The following is a 24,736-nucleotide window of genomic DNA, read 5'->3' as shown; positions in this document are numbered from 1 at the left end:
CGACAGAGGAATGACGGGACTGTCAGCGAAGAACCTGGGACGTCCGCGTTCCCGGGACAACCGGCTCTGCAGGCTCAGTCGGTGACTTCGAACTCCACACTGTCGGTGAACTCCTCGCCGTGGACATCGGTGGCGGTCACCTCGGCAGTGTGGACGCCCGGCTCCAGATCCTCCGGCAGGTCCAGGCGCCACAGGTGCATGCTCCGGTCCGCGATGCTGCCACCGTGGACCAGCTGCTGCTGCACCGCCGTCGGGTCGGAGTGTTCGGCGCCGACCCGCTGTCCCTCGCCCCGCATCTGCTGAGTGCGCTCGGCCTCCACCGGCTCGCCTCCGTCGAGGGAGACCTCCACGGTGGATCCTGTGCCGCCCATCCAGAAGTTGGCGGTCAGCCATGCCTCTCCCAGATCCTCCTGCGGGACCTCCAGCGGCGACTCGAATTCAGGGGCCTCGCCGGCGTCGTCCTCGTGAGCGGTGAACCAGTCACGGTAGGCCGGCGTGTTCAGGCCCAGGCTCATCTGGGTGGAGCCGTCGTCTCCGCGGGCGGTGAACCGCTCGGTGATGTGCTCGCCGCGGGCCTCGAGGGTGATCACCCCGGGCACTCCGCCGTCGCGCTGAATCGCCGTCGGATAGCCTTCGTCGAGCATCTCTCCGGAGAACCAGTCTCCGGAGATGGCCCCGGCGGTCAGGTGGGTGAACGGCAGTTCCTCGACGCCGAAGGTCTCCTCCCACCCGGTGAGGCTGTCCCCGGCGCGCAGGTTCTCGATGCTGTGGGTGTGCCCACCGACGGTGATGACTTCTCGGCCCTCCAGGATCTCGTAGATCTCGGCGACCTCGTCGACCTGGTGGACGTCGCTGCCCTGGTCAGCGAAGTTCAGCAGCGGGATGTGCGTGGCGAGAACGATCGCCCGGTCCTCGGGGACCTCGGCGATGTCCCGGCGCAGCCACTCGAGCTGCCGCTCGCCGAGGGCCCCGTTGTACCCGTCGCCGACCGGGTACTCGATGGAGTTCAGCGCGACGACGTGGAGCTTGCCGACGTCGTAGGAGTAGTACTGCGGCCCCAGCTGGGCGCGGAAGGTGTCCACCGAGTGCTCGCGGGACTCGGCGTCGAAATCCAGGTCATGATTGCCCGGGAGGAACCGGGCCGGCCCGTTGAGCATTCCGGAGAGCTCCCGGATGCTGTCGTAGAGCGCCAGGTCGTCACCGACGACGTCGCCGATGAACAGGGCGCCGCATGAGCTGTAGTCCTCCCGGGCGGCGAGGTCGGAGAACGCGCCGGCGCGTGCGTACTCGACCTCGTCCTCGTCATAGGTCTGCACGTCCCCGCCGATGACGCAGCTCTGATGTGGGTGCTTGGCGTCCTTGTCCTTCTCCAGCGGGAAGTTCAGGGCCTCCGGAGCCGGGCCTGTGGGCTCGAGGCCGCCGTACTCGAGCTCGGGCGATCCCTGGGGCATGTGGGTGTAGGCGAACTGCGCGACGTTGTCCTCGTCCACCGGCACCTGATACCCGCGCGGCTGGGTGACGAAGAAGTCCATGCCGTCCTCCAGCGGCAGCTCGTAGCGCCCGTGGGAGTCCGTGGTGACGACGTCGCGCCCGTTCGAGACCTGGACGCCGGCCACGCCCTTCTCTCCGTCGTCGTGGGTGGAGCTGCGGTCGGCGTCCTCGAAGACCACGCCGGAGACCATATCCGCGGCCTCGTCATCTCCCGGAATCACCTCGACCTCACCCCGGTAGGCGTCGTCGTTCCACCCGGAACCGGCCTGTGTGGTGCCAGGCGATGTGCTGTCTGACTGCGTCGTGCTGTCACCCTGTGCGACGGCGGCCGGGCCGGCGAGCAGGGCAGCCGCAGCCAGCACCGCACCCGTCGCGGCGGGTCGTGCGACTCGGACGCGTAAGAGATCCACGATCGTCGTTCCTTTCGTCACTGCTGGTCAGAGTCGCCCCGGGATGATAGCCCCTGGGGCCTCGACAACTCTGACGTGCGCACGTGAACGACAGGCCAATCCCTGGCCAGACTGATGTGACCAGCGGTGAAGAATGCGTGACCAGGAGCTGAGCACCACCTGGACATGACACGGTGGAGGACCTCACTCCACGAGCTCGCCGGCCTCCAGCCAGGTCTCCTCCAGCTCGGCGAGCTGGGCGTCGACGTCGTCCAGCTCAGCCTGCAGGGCACGCAGCCGGTCCAGGTCCACGGCCTCGGAGGCGGCGGCCATCTCGTCATGCAGCTGCTGCTGGCGCTCCCCCAGCTTCTCCATCTGCTTCTCGATCCGCGCCATCTGCTTCTTGGCCTGCCGCTTCTGGGCCTCGGAGGCGCCCGAGCCGGACGCCTGTGCCCCCGCGGGCGCCGACGAGCTCGCCGCAGCGGCGGACACCCCAGTGCTCGATGCTGCGGTGTTCGTCGTCGCACCGGGCACCGCCGCCGCCTGGGCGGTGGACTGCCCGCGGTAGGTCCGGGTGGCCGCCCCCGGCACCGGTTCCTGTCCGGCCCGGATGCGCAGGTACTGTTCCACCCCGCCGGGCAGAGCCCGCAGGGCACCGTCGCCCAGCAGGGCGACCTGATGGTCGGTCACCCGCTCCAGCAGGTAGCGGTCGTGGCTGACCACCACCAGGGTGCCGGGCCAGCCGTCGAGCAGATCTTCCATGGCGGCGAGAGTGTCGGTGTCGAGGTCGTTGGTGGGCTCGTCGAGCATGAGCACGTTCGGTTCGCCGGTGAGCAGCTTCAGCAGCTGCAGACGCCGCCGCTCGCCGCCGGAGAGGTCCCCGACCGGGGTCCATTGGCGGCTCCGACTGAACCCGAGGGTCTCCAGCAGCTGGCCTCCGGAGAGCTCCTTGCCGCCGACCTCGAAGACCTGCTTCTCCTCGGTCATCACCTCGTGGACCCGCATGTGCGCGCGGTCGCGCAGCTCTTCGACCTCTTGGGAGAGGATTGCGGTGCGCACGGTCTTCCCGCGTTTCACGCGGCCCTCGTCCGGGCGGATCCGATCGTCCAGCAGCTTCAGCAGGGTGGACTTGCCCGCGCCGTTGACGCCGACGACGCCGACCCGCTCCCCCGGGCCCAGCCGGAAGGTGACGTCGTCGAAGAGGACCTTGCGCCCGCCCTCGGCGTCCACGGTCAGCCCCACGTGCTCGAGGTCGAGGACGTCCTTGCCCAGCCGGGCGGTGGCCATCTTCTTCAGGCTCACCGTGTCCCGCGGCTCGGGGACGTCGTTGATCAGGGCGTTGGCGGCGTCGATGCGGAACTTCGGCTTCGACGTCCGGGCCGGGGCGCCGCGGCGCAGCCAGGCCAGTTCCTTCTTCACCAGCTGCTGGCGCTTCTGCTCCTCGACGGCGGCGGCCCGGTCCCGCTCGGCGCGGGCCAGCGTATAGGCCGCATAGCCGCCGTCGAAGGACTCCACCGTGGCATCATGGACCTCCCAGGTCAGCGTGCAGACCTCGTCCAGGAACCACCGGTCGTGGGTGACCACCAGGAAGGCACCCTCGTCGGCCTTCCACCGGGTCTTCAGGTGGTGCGCCAACCAGGCGACGCCTTCGACGTCGAGATGGTTGGTGGGCTCGTCGAGCATGAGCACATCGTGGTCACTCATCAGCAGCTTCGCCAGTGCCACTCGGCGCCGCTGCCCACCGGAGAGCGCGCCGACGGGCTGCTCCCAGTCCAGCCCGCCCAGCAGCCCGGAGGCGATGTCCCGCATCTTCGGGTCGGAGGCCCACTGGTGGTCGGCCATGTCCCCGACCACCGCCTGGCGGATGCTGGCCTCCCCATCGAGGACGTCGGACTGGTCCAGGAAGCCTACGGAGACGCCGCCGCGCCAGGTGACCCGGCCGGAGTCGGCCTCAGACTGGCGGGCGAGCAGGCGCATCAGGGTGGACTTGCCGTCCCCGTTGCGGCCCACGATGCCGATCCTGTCCCCGGCATCGATGCCCAGGGTGATGTCGTCCAGGACGGTGCGAGTGCCGAATGTGATGCTGAGCCCTTCGGCTCCGAGGAGATGCGCCATGCGTTAACACTTACCCCACTGGCCCGGGCTGGGCCCAAACGGCAGGAAACGACCGCCTCACCCCCGGCGGCTGCGGTAGGCCGCCGCCGCCAGCCGGTTGCCGCAGGTCACCGAGCAGAATCGGCGGGAGCGGTTCCGCGAGAGGTCCACCAGCACCTGCGCACAGTCCTGCGCCGCGCAGACGCGCAGGCGGTCCAGCTCTTCGGCACGGATCACGTCCACTAGCGCCATGGCGGCCTCCACCGCCATGCGCCTCCACAGCGGCGCCTCGGAGGCGGTGGCGTGCAGGTGCCAACCGAAGTCGTCATGGATGACCAGCTGCGGCAGCGCCTGCGCCTCCGCCAGCCAGGTGTTCACCTGCTCCACCGCCTGCTCGGTGTCCATCGACCAGACCGCATGCAGATCCTCCCGGAACCGGCGGACGCCCTGCAGCTCGTCGGCGTCGTGAGTACGGCTGCCGGTCCACCGCCACTGCTCCACAAACTCATCAAGGGCAGCGACGTTGGGCAGGCCCTCCCGCGGGGCGGCCCCGGCGCGCACCACCTCCGGTGCGGTGTTCACCAGGGCGGCGGCGTTGGCCAGCGCGACATCTACATCATGGGTGAAAGTCATCTTTGTACGTGATCTCCGTGCGGTCTACCATCACTGACGTCCCTACTTCACACTCATGATAGGAGGATCCGTGGCCAACCAGGTCTCCTCACGCCGGCTCGCCGTCGGCCTGCTCATCGCCCTGTTCTCGGCCGTCGCCTTCGGGTCTTCCGGCGGTGTGGCCAAAGGGCTGCTGGACTCCGGCTGGTCCCCCGCCGCGGCGGTGACACTGCGGATCCTCATCGGCGCCCTGGTGCTGCTCCCGCTGGCGGCCGTGGAGATGCGCGGGCACTGGGAGCTGCTTCGCCGCCGTCGCACGTGGGTCCATGTGGCACTCTTCGGAGCCCTGGCGGTCGCCGGCTGTCAGCTGTTCTTCTTCCTGGCCGTCACCCACCTCACCGTCGGCGTCGCGCTCATGCTGGAGTACCTGGGCCCGATCCTGGTGGTGCTGTGGCTCTGGGCGGTCCGCCGCCAGACGCCACGGGCTCTGACCCTGGCCGGCATCGGCCTGGCTCTGACCGGCCTGCTGCTGGTGCTGGACGTCTTCAGCGACGCGCAGATCAGCATGATCGGGGTGCTGTGGGGGCTGCTGGCCGCTGTGGGTCTGGCGGTGTTCTTCCTGGTCGGCGCCGACGAGTCTACGGGCCTGCCGCCCCTGGCGTTCACCTCGCTGGCGATGCTGCTGGGCGCCGCCGCCCTGGCGCTGGCCGGAGCCCTGGGTGCGGTGCCCTTCGAGATGGCCGCTGACGACGTCCCGCTGGCCGGGGCCGTGGTGCCGTGGTGGGTGCCGGTGCTGTGGCTCGGCATCATCGCCGCCGGCGTCGCCTATGCGACCGGGGTCATCGCAGCCCGGCGCCTGCAGGCCAAGCTCGCCTCCTTCGTCGGACTCACGGAGGTGCTCTTCGCTGTGGCGTGGGCCTGGCTGCTGCTCGGCGAACTGCCGGCGATCATTCAGCTCCTCGGCGGGCTGCTCATCCTCGCCGGCGTGGTGTGCATCCGGCTGGACGAACCCTCCCGTCCCCGGGTCCAGCCCGACCTGACCACCCCGGCGGCGGCGCGGACCTGAGCCTTACGACGCCGAGGCCAGCCGGTTGGCTCGCATGGCCACCAGGTGAAGCAGCCCTCCGACGGCGGCACCGAGGATCCAGGCGAAGCCGCTGTAGTCGTCCAGCTGCGGCGTCCACACCAGGATGATCGAGAGCACCGAGGCCACGGAGAAGGCGAAGATGGCCCGGACGTTCCACCCCTTCTGGTACCAGTACAGCCCCTCGGGATCCGAGGAGTACAGCTGCTGGACGTCCATCCTCTGGCGCTTGACCAGGTAGTAGTCGGCCACGATGATCCCGTACAGCGGCGCCAGCAGGGCTCCGAGGGTGTCCACGAACATCGGCAGGCCGAACTCGGAGATCACCGAGACCCACAGGGCCCCGATGAGGAAGCCCGCCGCCGCCGTGATCCACCCCGCCCGGGTGAAGTTGATGTGCCGCGGCGCGAGGTTCGACAGCGAGTAGGCCGGCGGGATGAAGTTCGCCACCACATTGATACCCAGCGTGGCGACGAGGAAGGTGACCGCGGCCAGGACCGTCAGCGGGGTGTTGTCCACGGCGGCGACGATGTCGGTGGGGTTCGTCATCGGTGTCCCCTGGCCCTCCTGGTAGAGGACATACGCTCCGGCGGTGATGAACACCGACAGGAACGTGAACAGCGCCAGACTGACCGGCAGCCCGAGGAAGTTGCCCATCCGCATGGCCCGGTGGCTGCGCACGTTGCGGGCGAAGTCTCCGTAGTTGATCACCACAGCCGCGAAGTAGGCCACCATGGTTCCGGTGACGCCCACGAAGGCGCTGACCGCCGCCCATCCGGTGACCTCGTCCCGGGAGAAGACCCCGGCCACCGCGGTCGGAAGGTCCGCCCCCACCTGGATCCAGATGGCCACCAGCAGGGCGATCATCACCAGATAGACGCCCGGGCCGGCGATGTTCAGGAATCGGCCGATCCGTTCGATTCCGCCGATGAACAGCGCCACCTGCAGGGCGGAGGCCAGCACATAGGAGGCCCAGGAGACCCCGTCCATGCCCAGGAGCGTGGCACCGCCGGGCGAGCCCAGCAGGGCGTTGAGCGCCAGCGCGATCGCGGTGGAAGCGAAGTAGGTCTGCGCCCCGTACCAGAAGATGGCCACCACGGCTCGGACCAGCGCAGGGAACTGCGCACCCCGGACGCCCATCGAAGCCCGAGCCAGCACGGGGTACGGGAATCCGTACTTCACGCTCGGCTTGCCGCTGAGGTCCACCAGACCCTGGATGATGAATCCGGCCAGCAGGATCGCGGCGAAGACATACCATCCGTTGATGCCGGCGGCGATGAACAGGCTGGCAGCCAGCGTATAGCCGGCCAACGACTGGATGTCATTGGACCAGACGTTGAAGATCTCGAATGCGCCCCACCGCCGCTGCGACTGCGACAGGGGCGCCAGGCTCTCATTGCACAGGTCCGGATCCGCCGCCGCGACATCGAAGGCCTCGGCGCAGTCCACGCCGTCGCCCATGGTCGCCTCGCGCATCGGACCGGCGGTCTGATCCGCACCCCGTCCCCCGGCCGTCCCGCCTGCGCCCTCAGTTCTGCCCCTGGTCATCGCGCCTCCTCGCCGGCCTGCCTCGCTGCTCATGCCGTGTCCCGGCAGAGCCATGACGAGGCTCAGACTGTCACAGGACATGTTTCCGCAATGTGAAAACTAAGGTCCATGATGTGACGACGAGTGTAATCTGCCTCACACGGGGTGCGTCAAGAGGGCGCGCGGCGTGATCTCAGACGGGCGCCACCGGGCTCATTCACCGGCGCGGTGCGTCAGCAGATGCGCCCCAGGCGCAGGCCCGCTGACCGGGATCGCCCACACCGAGGTGCGCTCCTCCAGCCGGGTGGCCAGCTGCCCGGCGGCTTCGGCGTCGCGGGTCAGGAACAGCACCGACGGCCCGGATCCGGAGACCATCCCCTGCAGGGCCCCTTCCACCAGGCCGACGTCCATCATGTCCTCCAGAGAGCCGATCATGCTCACCGCCGGAGCCTGGAGATCATTGGCCATCAGGGCGGCGACGAGCTCCGCATCGGCGGTGCACACCGCTCGCACCAGGTCCGGATCGAGCGCCGGCTCCTCGGCCTGGACTCCGGCCTCCTCCCGCATCGCGTCCAGCCGGCGATAGACCTCCGGAGTGGACAGGCCCGTGTTGGAGGGCACGATCACCAGATGCAGATCCCCGCGGGTCAGCAGCGGCGAGAGCTCGTCCCCCACCCCCTGCCCGACGGCGGCGCCGCCGAGGATGGCGAAGGGCACGTCCGCACCCAGCGCGGAACCGATCTCCACGAGCTGCTCCTTGGACAGGCCGGCCTCCCACAGGGCGGAGCAGGCCACCAGGGCCGCCGCCGCATCCGCGGAGCCGCCCCCCATTCCGCCGGCCACCGGCACGTTCTTGGTGATGGTCAGGTCCACTCCCCGACGGTGCCCCAGCCGCTCACGCAGCAACGCCGCCGCCCGGTGCGCCAGATTGGACTCGTCGACGGGGATCGCCGCGGTGACCGTCTCCCCCGTGTCCGGGTCCTGGAGCTGCACGTCGCTGAAGGCGGAGCGCTCCGAGAGGCTGACGGTGATCGCCTCATCCTCCCGGGGGGCTGCCGTGACCTCTTCGGTCAGCCCCACCGCCAGATACAGGGTGGCCACCTCGTGGTATCCGTCGGCGCGGGGAGGGCCCACGCGCAGGCTCATGTTGACCTTACCCGGGGCCACGGCCGTGACATGCCCGAAGAATTCGCTGTCCTTCATGATGCGTGTTCCATCCTCCGCGTCTCAGCGCCCCTCAGCCCGAGGGCGACCACGTCTCTGGGTGCCTCCGCACTCTACCGTCTGGGCCTGACGCACCCGCAGATCTGCTCCGACCGCCGCCGTCCGGTCAGGCGGTGTCTTCGGGAAGCTGCCGCCGCGCCTCCGCGATGCGGGTGTAGGCACCGACGTCGAGCGTCTCACCGCGGGCCTGCGGATCCACCCCGGCGGTGCGCAGCATCTGCTCCGCCCGGGCGCCGGACCCCGCGAACACCGCCAGCGCGGCGCGCAGCGTCTTGCGCCGCTGGGCAAAGGCGGCATCGATCACGGCGAATACCTCCTGGCGGGTCACGGCCTGCGACGCCGGCTCGACCCGGTCGAAGCGCACCAGACCGGAGGAGATCCTCGGCTCGGGCCAGAAGACCTTCTTGCCGACCACCCCGGCCTTCCGCATGCGGGTGTCCCAGGCGGCCTTCACACTGGGGACTCCGTAGATCTTGGAGCCCGGGCCGGCGCACAGCCGATCGGCGACCTCTTCCTGGACCATGACCAGGCCCTTGCGCAATGAGGGCAGCACCTGCAGCAGCTGCAGCACCACCGGCACTGCCACGTTATAGGGCAGATTGGCCACCAGCACTTCGGGCCCGTCGTCCTCCCAGCGCAGCGCCTCGGGCTCCACCCGCAGAGCGTCCTCCGGCACCACGCGCAGCGCCTCGGTGCGCTGCGGCCGCATGAGCGCCACCGTCTCGGGCAGCTGCCCCGCCAGGGCGGGATCGATCTCCACGGCGGTGACCTTCGCGGCCTCGTCCAGCAGTCCCAGGGTCAGCGAGCCCAGCCCGGGCCCGACCTCCAGCACATGCTCATCACCGCGCAGCTCGGCCAGACCGACGATGCGCCGGATGGTGTTGGGGTCGATGACGAAGTTCTGCCCCCACTGTTTCGTGGGGCGGACCCCGAGCCCCTCAGCGAGGTCCCGGATGTGGGCGGCGGAGAGCAGCTCCGGGCCGCCGCCGCTCACGTCCAGCTCCCATAGGCCTGGACGGTGTTGAGCATGACCTGCTGGCACAGCGCGTCCAGCTCGGTCTGCCGCACCTCGGCCATGAGCCGCATGGTCTGCGGGATCAGGTAGGGCGCATTCGGCCGACCCCGATACGGGTGCGGGGTGAGGAAGGGGGTGTCGGTCTCCACCAGGATCAGGTGCGGGTCGGCCACGTCGAGGGCCTCCCGCAGATGACCCGCGTTCTTGAAGGTCACCGTCCCGGCGAAGGACATGTACCAGCCGTTGGCGTTGCAGATCCGGGCCAGCTCGGCGTCCCCGGAGTAGCAGTGGAACACCACCGACCGGGGCAGCGCGGGGGCATCGCGCAGCACCGCGACGACGTCCTCGTGGGCGTCCCGGTCGTGGATCTGCATCGCCAGGCCGCGCTCGACCGCGAGCTCGATGTGCCGGCGGAAGCTCTCCTGCTGGGCGGCCACGCCGTCGGGCCCGGTGCGGAAGTAGTCCAGCCCGGTCTCCCCGACGGCGACGACCTGCTCATCGGCGGCCAGCTCGGCGATGCGGACGAAGGCGTCGTCGAACTCCCCGGCGGCGGTGAGCTCGGGGGCCTCGTTGGGATGCAGCGCGACGGCGGCCTTGGCCCGCGGATCCGCCGCGGCCGCGGTCACGGAGAACTCGGAGGAGGCGAGGTCGTAGCCCACGCAGACAGCGCCGGCCACCCCGACAGCCTCGGCGGCGTCGAGGGCGGCCTCCACGGAGACGGCCACCTGGCCGTCCCGGAAGTCCAGGTGGGCGTGGTTGTCGATCACCGGCACGTCCAGCGGCTCCGGCGCGGGCGGGTACTCCAGGCGACGACGACGGCCCGAGCTCTCCTCGGCGGCGTCGCGCACCGGCCGCTCGGCCTCAGGGAGGCGGTCGGCGGCGGGGATGTAGGCCTGCGGGGTCTGCCCCGGGGTCACCGTGGTCTGCTGGCGGGTCTCACTCACAACCCACCAGCTTAGTACCCCGGGCAAGCCAGCACCGCGGGCAAGGGCGGATCAGCGGCGGCTCGGTCGCTGGTCGATCACGCGGCGGAGGCCTGCGGCCACAGCTCCGGTGATCGCGCCCCAGATCAGGTTGACGATCAGCACCGCCGGAATGGCGATCGGGTGGGCGAAGGGCCCCTGCAGCTCGCCGTCCAGCAGCGGAGACAGGACCGCGGAGAGCAGCATGCTCAGCACCGCATACGTCAGACCGGCCAGCACGAGCGTCAGCAGGGGCCGCTGCACGCGCGCCAGCACGACGACGGCGATCCAGATCACCGAGATGACGAGGGTGGCGCTCACGGCGACGGCGCCGGCGGCCACACCGGGGGCGCTGCTCAGTCCGGTGATGTGCAGCAGCGGGCGGACCAGCGCCACGGCGCCGAGTCCGAGGATGAGCAGCCAAGGCAGCGGGGGCCGGTCGGCGGCACCCGGCGTCGAGGAGGTCGAAGGGGTGGAGAAGCTGTGCGTGGTGTTCATGGACTCCACGCTACGGAGCCGGATCCCGCCGACCATCCGTCGCGCGGCGTCTCCTGGGGTCGTTCGCAGGCGACCTCGACGGTGCGCGCGAGTCGCCGTGGAGCGACCTCAGCCGGCGTAGAGCTGCTCGATCTCCTCGGAGAAGTCGGCGATCACCTTGTGCCGCTGCAGCTTCATCGACGGCGTCAGGTGCCCGGAGTCTTCGCTGAGCTCAGCGTCCAGGACGCGCACCTTCCGGATGGACTCGGCCCGGGAAACGGCGGCGTTGGCCTCGTCCACCGCGGTCTGGATCGCCGCGGCCACGCGCTGGTCCGCGGCGGCCTGGGTGAGACTGAGCGCCCCGATGCCCTGTTCCGCGCACCAGGCGGGCAGCGCCTCGGCGTCCAGGGTCACCAGGGCGGAGACGAAGGGGCGGTCATCGCCCACGACGACGGCCTGGCCCACCAGGCGGTGGGCTCGGACGGTCTCCTCCAGCGGGGCAGGGTGCACGTTCTTGCCTCCGGCGGTGACCAGCAGCTCCTTCTTCCGTCCGGTGATGGAGAGGAACCCGTCCGCGTCGAGCGCGCCCAGGTCCCCGGTGCGGAAGAGACCGTCCACGAAGGCCTCGTCGGTGGCGGCGTCGTCGTGGTGGTAGCCGTCGAAGACGACCGGTCCGGCCAGCAGGACCTCCCCGTCGTCGGCGATGCGGACGGTGCAGCCCGGCACCGGCAGGCCCACCGACCCGATCCGGGTCGCCCCAGGGATGTTGAGCGTGATGGGCGCGGTCGTCTCGGTGAGTCCGTAGCCCTCCTTGACCGGCACGCCGATGCCGGTGAAGAAGTGGGCGATCTCGGCGTTCAGCGGGGACGCCCCGGAGATCATGTACTCGGCGCTTCCGCCGAGCCGAGCATGGAGCTTGGAGTACACCAGGCGGGAGAACACCGCGCGGCGGGCCTTCAGCGCGGCTGAGGGTCCGGGTCCGCGCCCGGCGGCGGCGGCGTCGAGGGCCTGAGAGTACTCCACGGCGGTGCGGCGGGCGGCCTCGAAGACGCGGCCCTTCCCGGAGGCCTCAGCGGCGGCTGCTGCCCCGTGGTAGACCTTCTCGAACACGCGGGGCACACCGAGCAGCCATCGGGGCCGGAAGCTGGCCAGGTCCTGCTGCAGTGTGGAGGTGCTGGGGCTGTGGGCCACCTGCACGCCGTGGTGCAGGCAGATCAGCTGCACCGCGCGGGCCAGCACGTGGGCCAGCGGCAGGAAGATCAGGGTCCGGGAGGTGCCCGCTCCAAGGATCTCCCGGGCGAAGGGCACGATGTTAGCCGCTCCCTCGGCCAGGTTGCGGTGGGTGATCCGCACCCCTTTGGGGCGCCCGGTGGTGCCGGAGGTGTAGACCAGCGTGGCGACGTCGTTGAGGCGCGCCGTGGTGCGGGCCCTCTCCAGGGCGACGTCGTCGACGCCTGTGCCGTGGTCGACGATGGCCTCCAGATCCCGGGGGGTACGCATGCCGCGCACCGGAATGCGGGCCGCCGGTCCGTCCTTCTCCTGGGCCGCCAGATCGACGGCGCGGCGCACGGTGGCGGCGATGTCCTCGCTGCCGGTGAGGGCGAGCACGGCACCCGAGTCGGCGAGCACATCGGCGACCTGACGCGGGGAGCTGGTCTCATAGATCGGCACGGACACCCCTCCGGCGAACCAGATGGCCTGATCCATCACCGCCCAGGAGTAGCAGGTCGGTGACATGACGGCCACCCGCTGGCCGGGCTCCACGCCGAGGCCGATGAGCCCCTTGGCCACCGCCCGGACCTGGGCCACGAAGCTGCGGATGGTGACGTCCACCCACCCGCCGGACCCGTTGGGCACCGCGTAGACCGGGTGCGCCGGCGAGGCCTCGAACAGGGCCAGCACCCCGTGGGTGACGTTGATGCTCGGGTCCAGCTGGACGACGTGTTCAGTGGTGGCCTCGGTGAGGGGTGCGGTGGAAGTCACGGCAGACACTATAGCCCTGCGAGGGTGCCTGGATGTGAGCTGAACGACAAAAGTTACTTCTTGGTAGGACAGCGTGGTCGAGACGGTCAGACCCAGGAGGGAAGCCACATACGCAGCCGCCACTGCTCGTAGTCGATGAGCTCCCCCGTCCAGACCGGCAGGAAGAAGATCGACACCGCCGTCGCCAGCAGCAGGAAGCTCAGGATGACCACCGTGTTGCGCCGCCGGTTGGCCCGGACCTCCTCCGCTGCGAACCGCTGTGGATCGGTGCCCGCACGCAGCACGATGGCCCCGACCGCCACCAGGGAGAGGATGAGGAAAGGGTGGTAGGCGATCGTGTAGAAGAAGAACATGGTGCGGCCCGGGAACAGCAGCCAGACCGCGAAACCGGCCACATAGCCGGAGAGGATCGCCCCGAAACGCCAGTCCCGGCGCCCCAGCCAGAGGGCGATCACCAGCACCAGGGCGATCAGTCCCGCCCACCAGATGACAGGGTTCGCCAGGTCGAGGATCGCCGAGGAGCAGCGCTCCACCTGACAGCCGGCCTCGCCGGGGTCGAAGGACTCATAGTGGAAGGACACCGGCCTGCCCATGAACAGCCAGGTCCAGGGAGTGGAGGCATAGTCATGACCGGCATCCAGCCCCGTATGGAAGTCCGTGGACATCAGATGGTACTGCCACAGCGAGCGCACCGGCCCGGGCACCAGCGCGGCCAGCCCCTCGGCAGGATGGCTCTCATGCCAGAGCCTGCCCCACCCGGTGCCCGAACGGAGCCACCCGACCCAGGAGGCCAGGTAGGTCAGCGCGGCCACCGGCAGCACGGTGACCACGGCCACCCCGGCATCCCTCAGCCCGGCCAGGCCCCACCGGCGGGCCCCTCCAGCGCGTCGGGCCTGCAGATCCCACAGCACCACCACGATGCCGAACACCGCCAGGAAGGCGAGCCCGGAGAGCTTCACCGCAGCCGCCGCACCCAGCAGCACCCCGGCGAGCAGCCGCCTCGGGCGCCACAGCAGCGGGGCGTCGGGGCCGACGGCGGCGAGCCGTCGTCGGCCCCGATACCGGTCCGCCAGCAGGGCACCGAAGGCCGCCAGCACGAACAGCATGAGGAAGATGTCGAGCAGCGCCACCCGGCTCATCACCAGATGATGGCCGTCCACCGCCGTCAGGACGCCCGCCGCCCCGCCGAGCAGCACGGAGCGGAACATCCGCTGGGCGATCAGGCTGACCAGCAGCACCGACAGAGTCCCGGCCACCGCGGCGGAGATCCGCCAGCCGGCCGCAGTCTCGGCACCGAGGCCCTGCAGGCCCAGGGCGATCAGCCATTTGCCCAGCGGCGGGTGCACCACATAGGCGGCCTCCTCCGTGGGCTGCGGATCCCCGGCCAGCCAGGCGTCGTCCGCGCCCTCGGGCCAGACCAGCTCGTGGCCGGCGATCAGCAGGGCATAGGCGTCCTTGGCGTAGTAGGTCTCGTCGAAGATGAGCTGGTGAGGATGCCCCAGCCCGGGCAGCCGCAGCGCGGCGGCCAGGAGGGTGACCAGCAGCGGGACCACCCAGCCCAGCAGTCCGGGGCGGAACGGCTCGGCATCGAGACGCGCGGCCTGCGAGGCGGCGCCCGGAGGCACCGAGGAGGTGCCGCGGCTGGTCAGAGTCCCGTCCACTCTGGGTATGCTACGTGACCGGCCCCTGTGGCACGCTGGTGCCCGCCGTCCCCGTCCCCTGCAGAGAGTCGGTCACCATGACCTCCCCCTCCCCCACCCCTGCCCTGCCGGAGGGACTCTGGGACGCCCCGGTGGTGCTGGCCGCCACGCCGATCGGCAACCTCTCGGACGCCACAGACCGCCTGCGGGCGCTGCTGGCCAGCGCGGAGATCATCGCCGCCGAGGACACCCGCCGCACCCGCCACCTGTGCCAGGCCCTCGGCGTCTCCCCAGCTGGCCGGATGGTGAGCCTGCACGAGCACAACGAGGCCGCCCGGGCCGCGGAGGTGGTGGCGGCCGCGGCCGAGGGCACCCGGGTGCTGGTGGTCTCCGACGCCGGAATGCCCGGCGTCTCGGATCCCGGCTTCCGCCTGGTGACCGCCGCGATCGCCGCCGACGTGGGCGTCACGGTCGCGCCCGGGGCCTCTGCGGTCACCACGGCGCTGGCACTCTCCGGGCTGCCCACTGACCGGTTCACCTTTGCCGGGTTCCCGGCGCGCAAGGGAGCCGAGAGGCGTCGCCTGGTGCGCCGACTGGTGAATGAGGAGTGGACCACGGTGCTGTTCGAGTCGCCGCACCGCACCGCGGCCACGGTGGCCGAGCTGGCCGAGCAGCTGGGCGCCGGCCGCCGCGCCGCCGTCTGTCGCGAGCTGACCAAGAAGCATGAGGAGGTGCTGCGCGGCACCCTCGGCGAGCTGACCGAGCAGCTGGTCGAACGGGAGGTGCGCGGTGAGGTGGTGCTGGTGATCGGCGGCGCCGAGGAGCCCGAGGCGGAGGCCACCGCGGAGGAGCTCGCCGCCGAGGTGCTGCGCCGCACCGAGGCCGGAGTGAAGCTGAAGGTCGCCGCCAAAGAGGTGGCCGCCGACCACGGGTTCAGCTCACGGGAGCTCTACGACGCCGCGCTGAGCCTCCGGGGCGCATCATAGACCCCGCCCTCTCAGAGGTGCGCCCACGCGTCGCGGATGATGTCCTCCAGGCTGTGCTGCGGCGCCCAGCCGAGGACGTCCCGGGCCTTCTGGCCGGAGGCGACGAGAGTGGCCGGGTCGCCGGCGCGGCGGGGATGCTCCTCCACCGGCACGGTGCGCCCGGTCACGCGCTCGACGGCGTCGATCACCTGCCGCACCGAAGACCCCACCCCGGTGCCGAGGTTGAAGATCTCATGGGTGCCGGGCCGAACCCACTCCATGGCCTGCAGGTGGGCGGCGGCCAGATCCAGGATGTGGATGTAGTCCCGGACCGCCGTGCCGTCGGGGGTCGGATAGTCGGTGCCGAAGAGCTTGGCCGTGCCGCCCCGGCCGGCGGCGGCCTTCAGCAGGTTCGGGATGAGGTGGGTCTCCGGGTCGTGCCGTTCGCCGAGCCCGTCGCTGGCGCCGCCGACGTTGAAGTAGCGCAGGCTGACGGCCGCCAGGCCGTGGGCCTTCGCCTCGGCGGTGAGCATATGGTCGATGGCCAGCTTGGAGGCCCCGTACGGATTGATCGGGGCGGCCGGGTGGTCCTCCGCGATGGTCTCGGTGATCGGATTGCCGTAGACGGCGGCGGTGGAGGAGAACACCATGCGCTGCACTCCGGCGTCCCGCATGGCGTCGAGCAGGCCCAGGGAGGCGACGATGTTGCCGTGCCAGTAGCGCTCCGGGTGCTCCACTGACTCGCCGACCAGTGACTTCGCGGCCAGGTGGATGACGGCGTCCACGCTGGGGTCCAGCGCCTCGGCCGCCTCGGCGAGCCCGCCCTGGTGCCAGGTCGCACCGGGGAGCACCGCGTCGGCGTGCCCCTTGGAGAGGTCGTCCAGGACGATCACCTCATGATCGGCACGCAGCAGCTGCTGGGCCACCACACTGCCGATGTAGCCGGCGCCGCCGGTCACCAGTACCTTCATGCGTGCTCTCCTCCGGGTCATCGTCGCCTGCCCGTCACAGGTCCTGGAAGGACTCTACACAAGAGTCCCCGAAATCAACAGAGTCAGACATTTTCACACGTTCTTCACCATTCGGAATCAGTGACCGACACGCTCGGGCTGACCAGCCGGCCCGCACCCGTCTCATGGACTCCTCATGAGCTTCTCATCTGTCTCTCATGAACACCCCTGAGTCTGGACAGCGATGACGACACCAGCGCCGGACTTGCTGAGAGGCCACCCATGAGCATCACGATCGCCATGTACTCCCATGATTCCGTGGGTCTGGGCCATGCCCGCCGCAATCGGGCGATCGCCCACGCCCTGGCCGCCGACCTGCCACGGCTCACCGGTGAGCCCGTGGGCGGGCTGCTCATCGCCGGCCACCCCGACGCCGCCAGGGACACCCTGCCGGCCGGGTGGGACTGGCTGGTGCTCCCTGGGTTCGCCCGCACCGCCGACGGGTACGCGGCCCGCCGAATGAACCTGCCGGCCGCTCAGATGTCCGCGCTGCGCGGCTCCGCGGTGGCCGCCGCCGTCGACGCCGTCTCCCCCGATCTGTTCATCGCCGACCGCCACCCCTTCGGCGTGGGCGGCGAACTCACCGAGGCACTGGAGCTGCTGCGCGGCCGCCCGGGCTCCCGCACCGTGCTCGGCATGCGGGACGTGCTCGACACCCCGGAGGTGGCCGCTCGTGAGTGGGAGACTGTCGGCGGCGCCGAACGGGTGGCCGAGGCCTATGACCAGATGTGGATCTACGGGGACGCCGACGTCTACGACCCGCGCCGCACTGGGGAGATCCCCGCCGCCCTGGCGGCGAAGGGTCGCACCACCGGCTACCTCGCCCATGGCAGGCCCGATGACGAAGGCGCCCCGGCCGCGCGACCCTACGTGCTCACCATCGTCGGCGGCGGCTCGGACGGCGCCCACATCGCCGCCGCCGCCGCCCAGGCCCAGCCTCCCCGCGGCCACCGGCACCTGATCGTTGCGGGACCGCAGATGCCGCCCGAGGATGTGGGGCGGCTGCGCGAGCTGACCGCCGACCGACCCGAAGTGGAGCTGCTGCGCAGCGCTGCGCATGTGCCCGCACTGGTCCGGGAGGCCTCCGCCGTGGTCTCCATGGCGGGCTACAACTCAGTGGCCGAGATCATGGCCACCACCACGCCGGCCCTGCTGGTCCCCCGGCATACGCGCCGGGCCGAACAGCCCCGGCGGGCGGCGGCCCTGGCCGACGTCGCCGCCGTCGACACCCTGGACGCCGCTCAGCTGGATCCGGAGGCGCTGAGCCGCTGGTTCGCCCACGCCGCGGGCCGCCGCACCCTGCGCGACCGGATCGATCTGGACGGGCTGACGCGCGTGGGAGACCTCGCGGCCGCGCTGATCTCCGCCAGCCGGACCACCGACACTCGGACCACCCGCACGTCCGCACACCCTCCGGCGGATCTCGTCCCTCTCTCCGGATGCTGACCCCATGATCTGAGCACCGAGACTTGACGCCGAATGTGACACGAGTTACATTTCTACGTAACACGAGTTACAACGGCAATGAGAGGCAGGTGACGACGGCGAGATGGACCACCACCCCAGTGGCAGCAGACGGCCTCGCGCCGCCACCATGACCGACATCGCCGATCGTGCCGGAGTCAGCAGAACCACCGTGTCCTTCGTGCTGAACGACCGGAACCGGCACCACATCTCTGACGAGACGCGCCGCCGAGTGCTGGAGGCCGCGCAGGCGCTGGACTACCGCCCCAACGCCACCGCACGTGCCCTGGTGAGTCAGCGCAGCGGGCTCTATGGCCTCGTGACGGAGATCGTCACCGCGCCCTACGCCGTCGACGTCATCAAGGGCGCCCAGCGCACCAGCTGGGACAGCGGACGTTTCCTGCTGATCGCTCCCAGCGAGGATGATCCGGCCGAACTGGCCTTCGCCGTGGAACGACTCCTGGAGCAGCGGGTCGAGGGACTCCTCTTCGCGGCGACATGGCACCGCCCCGTCACCATCCCGGATCAGGCGCGCACGCTCCCCTGCGTCCTGGTGAACTGCTTCGACCCGGAGCACGAGGTCATCAGCATCGTCCCCGACGAAGTGGCCGGTGGCCGCAGGGCGGCCCGAGCGCTCCTCGCCCACGGGCACCGCCGGATCGGGCACATCACGCTGGAGCCGGGCATACCCGCCCAGGTGGGCCGCCTCCAGGGGTTCCGGGAGGAACTGGCCGCCGCCGGCGCCCCCTTGGACGACGCCCTCATCGCCACCGGGGATGGAACGGCCGAAGGCGGATACCGAGGAGCCCTGCAGCTCCTCACCGGCGACCGGCCCCCGACCGCCCTGTTCTGCGGCAACGACCGAACCGCCATGGGCGCCTACGACGCCCTCCGCGACCTCGGGCTGGACGTCCCGGGAGACATCTCCATCATCGGCTTCGACGACCAGGAGCTCATCTCCGCGCATCTGCGCCCGGGACTGACCACCGTGGCGCTTCCATTCACCCAGATGGGAACCGAGGGGGTGAACATCCTCTCCAAGCTCACAGCGGGCAGCCGACTCACTGACCGGCAAGTCCTGGTCGACTGCCCGCTGATCACTCGTTCGTCCGTGGGAGATGCCCCGCGCTGACGAACTGTCTCGTCCACCGTCACTACTTACGGAAGACATCACCCATGGTATACGCCCGCCTTACCTCCGCGCGCCGTCGCGTCGGCGCTGTGGTCCTGCTCGGTACGCTCGGCCTCGTCGGATGCGGCTCATCCACCGCGGACTCCGCGGCCGAAGGACCGCCCCTCACCATCCCCCGCGAAGACATGGGGAACTTCACCCGGAACTTCAACCCGTTCTCGCCGAACTCCGCGCCGATGACGCATGAGGCCATCTACGAAAGCCTGCTGATCTACAACCCGGCGGCCGGGGACACCGTTCCCTGGCTCGCCGAATCGTGGGAAGCTTCCGAGGACGGCCTCACCCTGACCTTCCACCTCCGCGAGGGGGTGACCTGGTCCGACGGCGAGCCGTTGAGCGCCGAGGACGTCGTCACCTCGGTCGAGCTGCAGAAGGAGCTCCTCGGCGGCTTCGAGTACCTGGATTCAGCGACCGCCGACGACGAGTCGACCGTGTCCTTCCACCTGGACCGGCCCTTCTCCCCCGCACTGCATCAGCTGGGCCAGATGAGCATCGTGCCCGCCCACATCTGGAGCGAGCACGATGACCCGGGCGAGGATCTCAACGAGGAGCCCGTCGGCACCGGCCCCTACACGGAGGTCGTGTCCTTCCAGTCGCAGTCCTTCGAACTGGGCCCCAACCCGGAGTATTGGCAGCCGGAGGAGCAGCGCATCCCGGGCATCCGGATGCTGGCCTTCGCCGGCAACGACGGCGCGAACCTGGCCGCCATCAGCGGTGACGTGGACTGGGCTCCCCAGTACATGCCGGACATCGAGACGACGTTCGTCGCACAGGACCCGGAGCATCGACACTACTGGTTCCCACCCACCGGCGCACAGATCAACTGGCAGCTCAACACCGCCCAGGAGCCCTTCGACGACCCCCAGGTGCGCAAGGCCCTGAGCATGGCCATCGATCGGGACCACATCGTAGAGGTCGGCATGTCCGGCTATACCATCCCTGCGGACTGCACCGGGCTCGTCGGCACCTATGAGATGTGGCAGGATCCCGCCCTGGTCGATGACTGCGAGTGGACGGACTACGATCCCGACGCCGCAGAAGACCTGCTGGACGAACTCGGCTTCACCACTGGCGAGGACGGTGCGCGCACCACTCCCGACGGTGACCCCTTCACCTTCGACATCTCGGTGGGATCGACGTCGTCGGACTGGCTGTCTGTCGCGAACATCATCTCCCAGAACCTCGCCGACATCGACATCCGCGCGTCGGTGGACTCCCCGGACTGGGCCTCGGTCGTCGCCGCCTATGAGTCCGGCGACTTCGACACCGGCATCGTCTGGAGCGCCAACGAGCCCTCTCCCTACCAGTACTTCCGCACTCTGATGTCGCCGGAGACGGTCACCGACATCGGCGACCAGACCTTTGAGAACTACCACCGCTTCGGCGACGACCGCGCAGACACGCTCCTCGACGACCTCGCGGCAGCCTCCGAGCCGGAGGAGCAGCACGAGCTCGTCGGTGAGCTGCAGGCCCTGTACGACGAGACCGCTCCGGTGATCCCGCTGTTCCCCGGCCCGGAGTGGGGCGCCTACACGACCGAGAACTTCGTCGGGTGGCCGGATGAGGACGACCCCTACGCCACCCTGAGCACCCGCTCCCCGACGACCGTGCTGGTCCTCACGTCCCTCGAACCTGTCGAGTGACCCCGACATGACCGTCACGCTCGGGCAGGGGCGTCCCCGGACGCCTCTGCCCGAGTCAGACCCGAAAGGTTCGTCATGGGATACATCCTGCGCAAACTCGGCTTCTACGCCCTCGCATTCTGGGCCTCCATCACCCTCAACTTCATGCTGCCCCGGCTGATGCCCGGAGACCCGGTCACCCGCATGCTCTCCCGGTCGCAGCAGCGTCTCGAACCGCATCAGGTGGAGTCCCTGCAGCGGCTCCTCGGCGTCGACACCGGACCGTGGTGGGAGGAGTACCCCGCCTACATCGGCCGCGTGCTCACCGGAGACTTCGGCGTTTCGATCTCCCAGTTCCCGACCCCGGTCAGCGACGTCATCGCGTCCCAGATGCCGTGGACCCTCCTGCTGGGCGGCGTGTCGCTGGTCATCGCCGTGATCCTGGGCAACCTGCTGGGCATCCTGGCCGCGTGGCGACGCGGCAGCGTCCTCGATTCGCTGCTTCCGCCGCTGATGATCTTCATCGGCTCGTTCCCCTACTTCTGGATCGCGATGGGCTCGCTGTACCTGTTCGGCATCGTCCTGGGATGGTCTCCGCTGCGCCATGCTCACTCGGTGGGTATGACGCCGACATGGAGCATCGAATTCGTCCTCGACGTCGCCGCTCACCTCATCCTCCCGGCACTGTCCATCGTGCTGGTGTCACTGGGCGGATGGATGCTGGGCATGCGCAACACGATGATCGCGACCAACGCCGAGGACTACATCCTCATGGCGCAGGCCAAGGGGCTCTCGACGCCCCGGATCATGCTCCGCTACGCGGCGCGAAACGCCCTGCTGCCCTCGGTGACCAACATCGGGCTCAGCATCGGGTTCATCGTCGGGGGCGCGCTGCTCACCGAGGTCGTCTTCGCCTATCCCGGGGTCGGCTACCAGCTGCTCGGCGCCGTCCAAGGCCTCGACTACCCGTTGATGCAGGGGATGTTCCTCACCATCACTGCCGCCGTGCTGCTGGCGAACTTCCTCATCGACATCGTCTACACGCAGCTCGACCCGCGCGTGCGCACGAGCTAAGGAGACCCACCATGACAGCTCCGACCACCTCCCAGGAGCCTGCTGCCCAGTCGGCCCCGGCTCCCACCGGCTCCGGTGCTCCCAGCGCCTCGCCCCGGGCCTCGACCCCCTGGCGTCTGTTGCGCACTCTGGGGCGGAACGGCAAGGCCGTCGTCGGCCTGAGCATCCTCCTGATCTTCCTGGTCCTGGCTCTGCTGGCCCCTGTGCTGTATCCGGACGACCCCTCCCGCATCGTGTCCGGAGGAGCTCAGTCCCCCTCAGCGGAGCACCTGCTCGGGACCACCGCCAAGGGTCAGGACGTCCTGGCGCTGACCCTCTGGGGATCCCGACCCTCCCTGCTCGTCGGGTTCATCGTCGGGACAGCCGCCACGGCGATCGGCATGGTCATCGGCCTGATCAGCGCCTACTTCGGCAGGGTCGTCGACGAGACCCTCTCACTGCTGACGAACATCTTCCTGCTCATCCCAGGACTTCCGCTGCTCGTGGTCCTGGCGGCGTTCCTGCCCCAGGGGCTGGGCACAGTGATCGTGGTGCTGATCATCACCGGCTGGGCCGGCACCGCGCGTGTCCTCCGCTCCCAGGCTCTCTCCATCCGCGGCAAGGACTACATCGACGCCGCCGTCGTCAGCGGAGAGCGGACCACACGCATCGCCGTCCGCGACATGCTGCCCAACATGGCCTCGATCGTCATGACCACGCTGCTGGGAAGCGTCATCGGCGCCATCGGTGCGCAGGCCGGCCTCGAGTTCCTCGGCCTCGGCGATGCCAACACCATCTCCTGGGGGAACAACCTGTACTGGGCGAACACCGACGGCTCGCTGATGCTCGGCCAGTGGTGGATCTTCCTCCCCTCGGGCCTGGCCATCGCGCTCGTCGCCTTCGCCCTGGCCCTGTGCAACTACGCGGTGGACGAGCTGACAAACCCCCGCCTGAGACGAACGCGGTCGGCCGCACGCCGACGGTCTGCCCCGACTGCAGGAGGTCCCCGATGAACACGATCCTGGAGATCGACCGCCTGACGATCGACTATCACGGAGAGGAACGCACCGTGCGCGCCGTGGACGCGGTCAGTCTGCAGATGCAGTCCGGTGAGATCCTCGGCCTGGCCGGCGAATCCGGCTCCGGCAAGTCCACCGTCGCACATGCCGTGATGCGGCTGCTGAGCGATTCTGCGCAGATCGTCGAGGGTTCCATCCGCTTCGCCGGGACTGACGTCGTCTCGCTGGACCGGCGCGAGCTGCGAGCCTGGCGGTGGAACGACGTCGCCATGGTCTTCCAATCGGCGATGAACTCCCTCAACCCGCTGATGCGCGTGGGAGACCAGATCGTCGACGTGCTCAGGGCACACACGGCGATGAGCCGCAGCCAGGCCAGAGCACGCACTGCGGAGCTCCTCGAGGGCGTGCGGATCCCACCGGACAGGATGCGTTCCTACCCGCACCAGCTCTCCGGGGGTCAGCGTCAACGTGTGGTGATCGCCATGGCCTGCGCGCTGGAGCCGCGGCTGCTGATCCTGGATGAGCCGACCACGGCGCTCGACGTGGTCGTCCAGCAGGAGATCCTCGCCCAGATCCGCGAGCTCCAGGAGAGCCTCGGATTCGCGGTCCTCTTCATCACCCACGACATGTCGCTGATGCTGGAACTCTCCGACCGGATCGGCGTCATGTATCGCGGCCGCCTGGTGGAGCTCGCACCGGCGACGGCGATGCGGACAGATTCGCAGCATCCCTACACCCGCGCGCTCATGAACGCGTTCCCCCCGATGACCGGTCCCCGTGTGCCGCTGACCGGGCTGGCCGAAGGGACCCGATTCGTCGACATCGGCGACCTGGAGGCCGTCGCCCCGGGGCATCTCGTGGCACCGAGCCGCACCGTCGACACCGCAGATGAACATTCCGAGAACGAGGTGCCCGCATGACCTCCCCCCAGGATCCTCACTCAGTCTCGCCCGCGCGAGGCGAAGAGTCGCCCGCCATCGAGGCCCAGAACCTGTCGAAGACCTTCACCAGCGGCAGTCTGCTGTCCCGCCGACGGGTCCATGCCCTGCGCGACGTCTCGCTGGCCGTCCGCCCCGGTGAGATCGTCTCCCTGGTCGGAGAGTCCGGCTCCGGAAAGTCCACCCTGGCCCGTTGCCTGGCGCGCCTCGAACAGCCGGACGGCGGAAGGATCCTGCTCCACGGTGAAGACGTCCTCCGGACGGAGCCGCGCCGTGCCTCCAGGAGGTACCGCAGCACCGTCCAGATGGTGTTCCAGGACCCGTTCGGCTCCTTGAACCCGACCCATCGTGTGGAGCATGTCCTGAGCAGGATGCTGCAGCTCCATCAGCCGGACGTGCCCTCACAGGGCGCCGCGCTGAGGGATCTCCTCCACTCTGTGGGGCTCGACCCCGAGGTGCTCTCGGCCTTTCCGCACGAGCTCTCAGGAGGCCAGCGCCAACGCGTCGCCATCGCTCGAGTCCTCGCCGTGGAGCCGAAGGTCATCCTCGCCGACGAGCCGACGTCGATGCTCGACGTCTCCGTCCGGATCGGGATCCTGAACCTGCTGGCCCAGCTCCGGGACGAACGCGGCATCGCCATCATCTACGTGACGCACGACCTCTCCTCCGCGCGGTACCTCTCCGACCGGACCATCGTCATGAACCAGGGTCGCATGGTCGAGGGCGGCCACACCGAGGACCTTCTGGCGCGCCCGGCCCACCCCTACACGCAGCTCCTCCTGAGCGCCGTCCCGGATCCTTCCCGCAGGACGCCGTTCGACATCGAGGAACGCCGACTCCTGCGAGAAGACGTCCGCCGATGGACCGAGGGAGAGGAGCTCACCGTCTCCTCGGTCGCCACGGACGAGCTGGAGCATTGGATCCTCCATCCCACCGATCGCGCCCTGCCCGCCCCCACGATCTGACACCGCCGCA

20 protein-coding genes are annotated in these 24,736 nt (G+C 69.7%); 9 read left to right on the top strand and 11 right to left on the bottom strand.

The window, feature by feature from the left end; genetic code table 11:
- Window positions 1–74 precede the first annotated feature (74 nt).
- The 3 genes from SD455_RS06950 to SD455_RS06940 all read right to left on the bottom strand — a co-directional run bounded on the left by SD455_RS06950 (window position 75) and on the right by SD455_RS06940 (window position 4,607).
- Window positions 75–1,901, bottom strand: coding sequence for a calcineurin-like phosphoesterase C-terminal domain-containing protein (locus SD455_RS06950; protein WP_445507630.1), 1,827 nt, complete (start codon window positions 1,899–1,901; stop codon window positions 75–77).
- A gap of 183 nt (window positions 1,902–2,084) precedes the next feature.
- On the bottom strand, window positions 2,085–3,995 hold the full coding sequence (locus SD455_RS06945) for an ABC-F family ATP-binding cassette domain-containing protein (protein ID WP_445507629.1): 1,911 nt from the start codon (window positions 3,993–3,995) through the stop codon (window positions 2,085–2,087).
- Window positions 3,996–4,052: 57 nt separating this feature from the next.
- On the bottom strand, window positions 4,053–4,607 hold the full coding sequence (locus tag SD455_RS06940; RefSeq protein WP_070161444.1) for a CGNR zinc finger domain-containing protein: 555 nt from the start codon (window positions 4,605–4,607) through the stop codon (window positions 4,053–4,055).
- Between the two features lie 70 nt (window positions 4,608–4,677).
- Between SD455_RS06940 and SD455_RS06935 the strand changes: the two genes are divergently transcribed.
- Window positions 4,678–5,652 (top strand): EamA family transporter, encoded by a 975-nt coding sequence (locus SD455_RS06935; RefSeq protein WP_445507628.1) that lies wholly within the window; start codon window positions 4,678–4,680, stop codon window positions 5,650–5,652.
- Between the two features lie 3 nt (window positions 5,653–5,655).
- Here SD455_RS06935 and SD455_RS06930 read toward each other — a convergent pair whose 3' ends face one another.
- From SD455_RS06930 to SD455_RS06900, 7 genes are all read right to left on the bottom strand, one after another.
- Window positions 5,656–7,218: an NCS1 family nucleobase:cation symporter-1 gene (locus SD455_RS06930; protein WP_445507627.1), complete on the bottom strand. Its 1,563-nt coding sequence runs from the start codon at window positions 7,216–7,218 to the stop codon at window positions 5,656–5,658.
- Window positions 7,219–7,410: 192 nt separating this feature from the next.
- A complete protein-coding gene (locus SD455_RS06925) occupies window positions 7,411–8,400 on the bottom strand; it encodes a 4-(cytidine 5'-diphospho)-2-C-methyl-D-erythritol kinase (protein WP_445507626.1) in 990 nt (329 codons plus the stop codon).
- 127 nt (window positions 8,401–8,527) lie between these two features.
- Window positions 8,528–9,415, bottom strand: coding sequence for a 16S rRNA (adenine(1518)-N(6)/adenine(1519)-N(6))-dimethyltransferase RsmA (gene rsmA / locus SD455_RS06920; RefSeq protein ID WP_344681165.1), 888 nt, complete (start codon window positions 9,413–9,415; stop codon window positions 8,528–8,530).
- Entirely contained in the window at window positions 9,412–10,323 is a 912-nt protein-coding gene (locus SD455_RS06915) for a TatD family hydrolase (protein ID WP_070161461.1), read from the bottom strand. The genes rsmA and SD455_RS06915 overlap by 4 nt, the downstream gene beginning before the upstream one ends.
- Window positions 10,324–10,431: 108 nt before the next feature.
- Window positions 10,432–10,896 carry a hypothetical protein gene (locus SD455_RS06910; RefSeq protein WP_201791141.1) on the bottom strand — a complete coding sequence of 155 codons (465 nt, stop codon included), beginning with the start codon at window positions 10,894–10,896 and terminating at the stop codon, window positions 10,432–10,434.
- Window positions 10,897–11,004: 108 nt separating this feature from the next.
- Window positions 11,005–12,858, bottom strand: a complete 1,854-nt coding sequence (locus tag SD455_RS06905; RefSeq protein ID WP_445507625.1) for an AMP-dependent synthetase/ligase — start codon at window positions 12,856–12,858, stop codon at window positions 11,005–11,007.
- Window positions 12,859–12,944: 86 nt separating this feature from the next.
- On the bottom strand, window positions 12,945–14,519 hold the full coding sequence (locus SD455_RS06900; RefSeq protein ID WP_445507624.1) for a dolichyl-phosphate-mannose--protein mannosyltransferase: 1,575 nt from the start codon (window positions 14,517–14,519) through the stop codon (window positions 12,945–12,947).
- 77 nt (window positions 14,520–14,596) lie between these two features.
- Here SD455_RS06900 and rsmI point away from each other — a divergent pair, with 77 nt between their 5' ends.
- Window positions 14,597–15,484 (top strand): 16S rRNA (cytidine(1402)-2'-O)-methyltransferase, encoded by an 888-nt coding sequence (gene rsmI, locus SD455_RS06895; RefSeq protein WP_445507623.1) that lies wholly within the window; start codon window positions 14,597–14,599, stop codon window positions 15,482–15,484.
- An 11-nt stretch (window positions 15,485–15,495) separates the two neighbouring features.
- Here the strand turns inward: rsmI and galE are convergent, their stop codons facing one another.
- Window positions 15,496–16,434, bottom strand: coding sequence for a UDP-glucose 4-epimerase GalE (galE, locus tag SD455_RS06890; protein WP_445507622.1), 939 nt, complete (start codon window positions 16,432–16,434; stop codon window positions 15,496–15,498).
- Window positions 16,435–16,695: 261 nt separating this feature from the next.
- Between galE and SD455_RS06885 the strand changes: the two genes are divergently transcribed.
- From SD455_RS06885 to SD455_RS06855, 7 genes are all read left to right on the top strand, one after another.
- On the top strand, window positions 16,696–17,919 hold the full coding sequence (locus tag SD455_RS06885) for a glycosyltransferase family protein (protein WP_445507621.1): 1,224 nt from the start codon (window positions 16,696–16,698) through the stop codon (window positions 17,917–17,919).
- A 148-nt stretch (window positions 17,920–18,067) separates the two neighbouring features.
- Window positions 18,068–19,069 (top strand): LacI family DNA-binding transcriptional regulator, encoded by a 1,002-nt coding sequence (locus SD455_RS06880; RefSeq protein WP_311025972.1) that lies wholly within the window; start codon window positions 18,068–18,070, stop codon window positions 19,067–19,069.
- Between the two features lie 44 nt (window positions 19,070–19,113).
- Window positions 19,114–20,772 (top strand): ABC transporter substrate-binding protein, encoded by a 1,659-nt coding sequence (locus SD455_RS06875; RefSeq protein ID WP_445507620.1) that lies wholly within the window; start codon window positions 19,114–19,116, stop codon window positions 20,770–20,772.
- A gap of 75 nt (window positions 20,773–20,847) precedes the next feature.
- Window positions 20,848–21,825 (top strand): ABC transporter permease, encoded by a 978-nt coding sequence (locus tag SD455_RS06870; protein WP_445507619.1) that lies wholly within the window; start codon window positions 20,848–20,850, stop codon window positions 21,823–21,825.
- Between the two features lie 11 nt (window positions 21,826–21,836).
- Window positions 21,837–22,817 (top strand): ABC transporter permease, encoded by a 981-nt coding sequence (locus SD455_RS06865; protein ID WP_311025974.1) that lies wholly within the window; start codon window positions 21,837–21,839, stop codon window positions 22,815–22,817.
- A complete protein-coding gene (locus tag SD455_RS06860) occupies window positions 22,814–23,743 on the top strand; it encodes an ABC transporter ATP-binding protein (RefSeq protein WP_070162013.1) in 930 nt (309 codons plus the stop codon). The genes SD455_RS06865 and SD455_RS06860 overlap by 4 nt, the downstream gene beginning before the upstream one ends.
- Window positions 23,740–24,726, top strand: coding sequence for an ABC transporter ATP-binding protein (locus SD455_RS06855; protein ID WP_070162011.1), 987 nt, complete (start codon window positions 23,740–23,742; stop codon window positions 24,724–24,726). Before SD455_RS06860 ends, SD455_RS06855 begins: the two co-directional genes overlap by 4 nt.
- Window positions 24,727–24,736: the final 10 nt, after the last annotated feature.

It is taken from the genome of Nesterenkonia sp. K-15-9-6 (assembly GCF_052656005.1).
The sequence above is the reverse complement of the archived record's forward strand: the minus strand, read 5'-3'. Positions and strand labels throughout refer to the sequence as shown.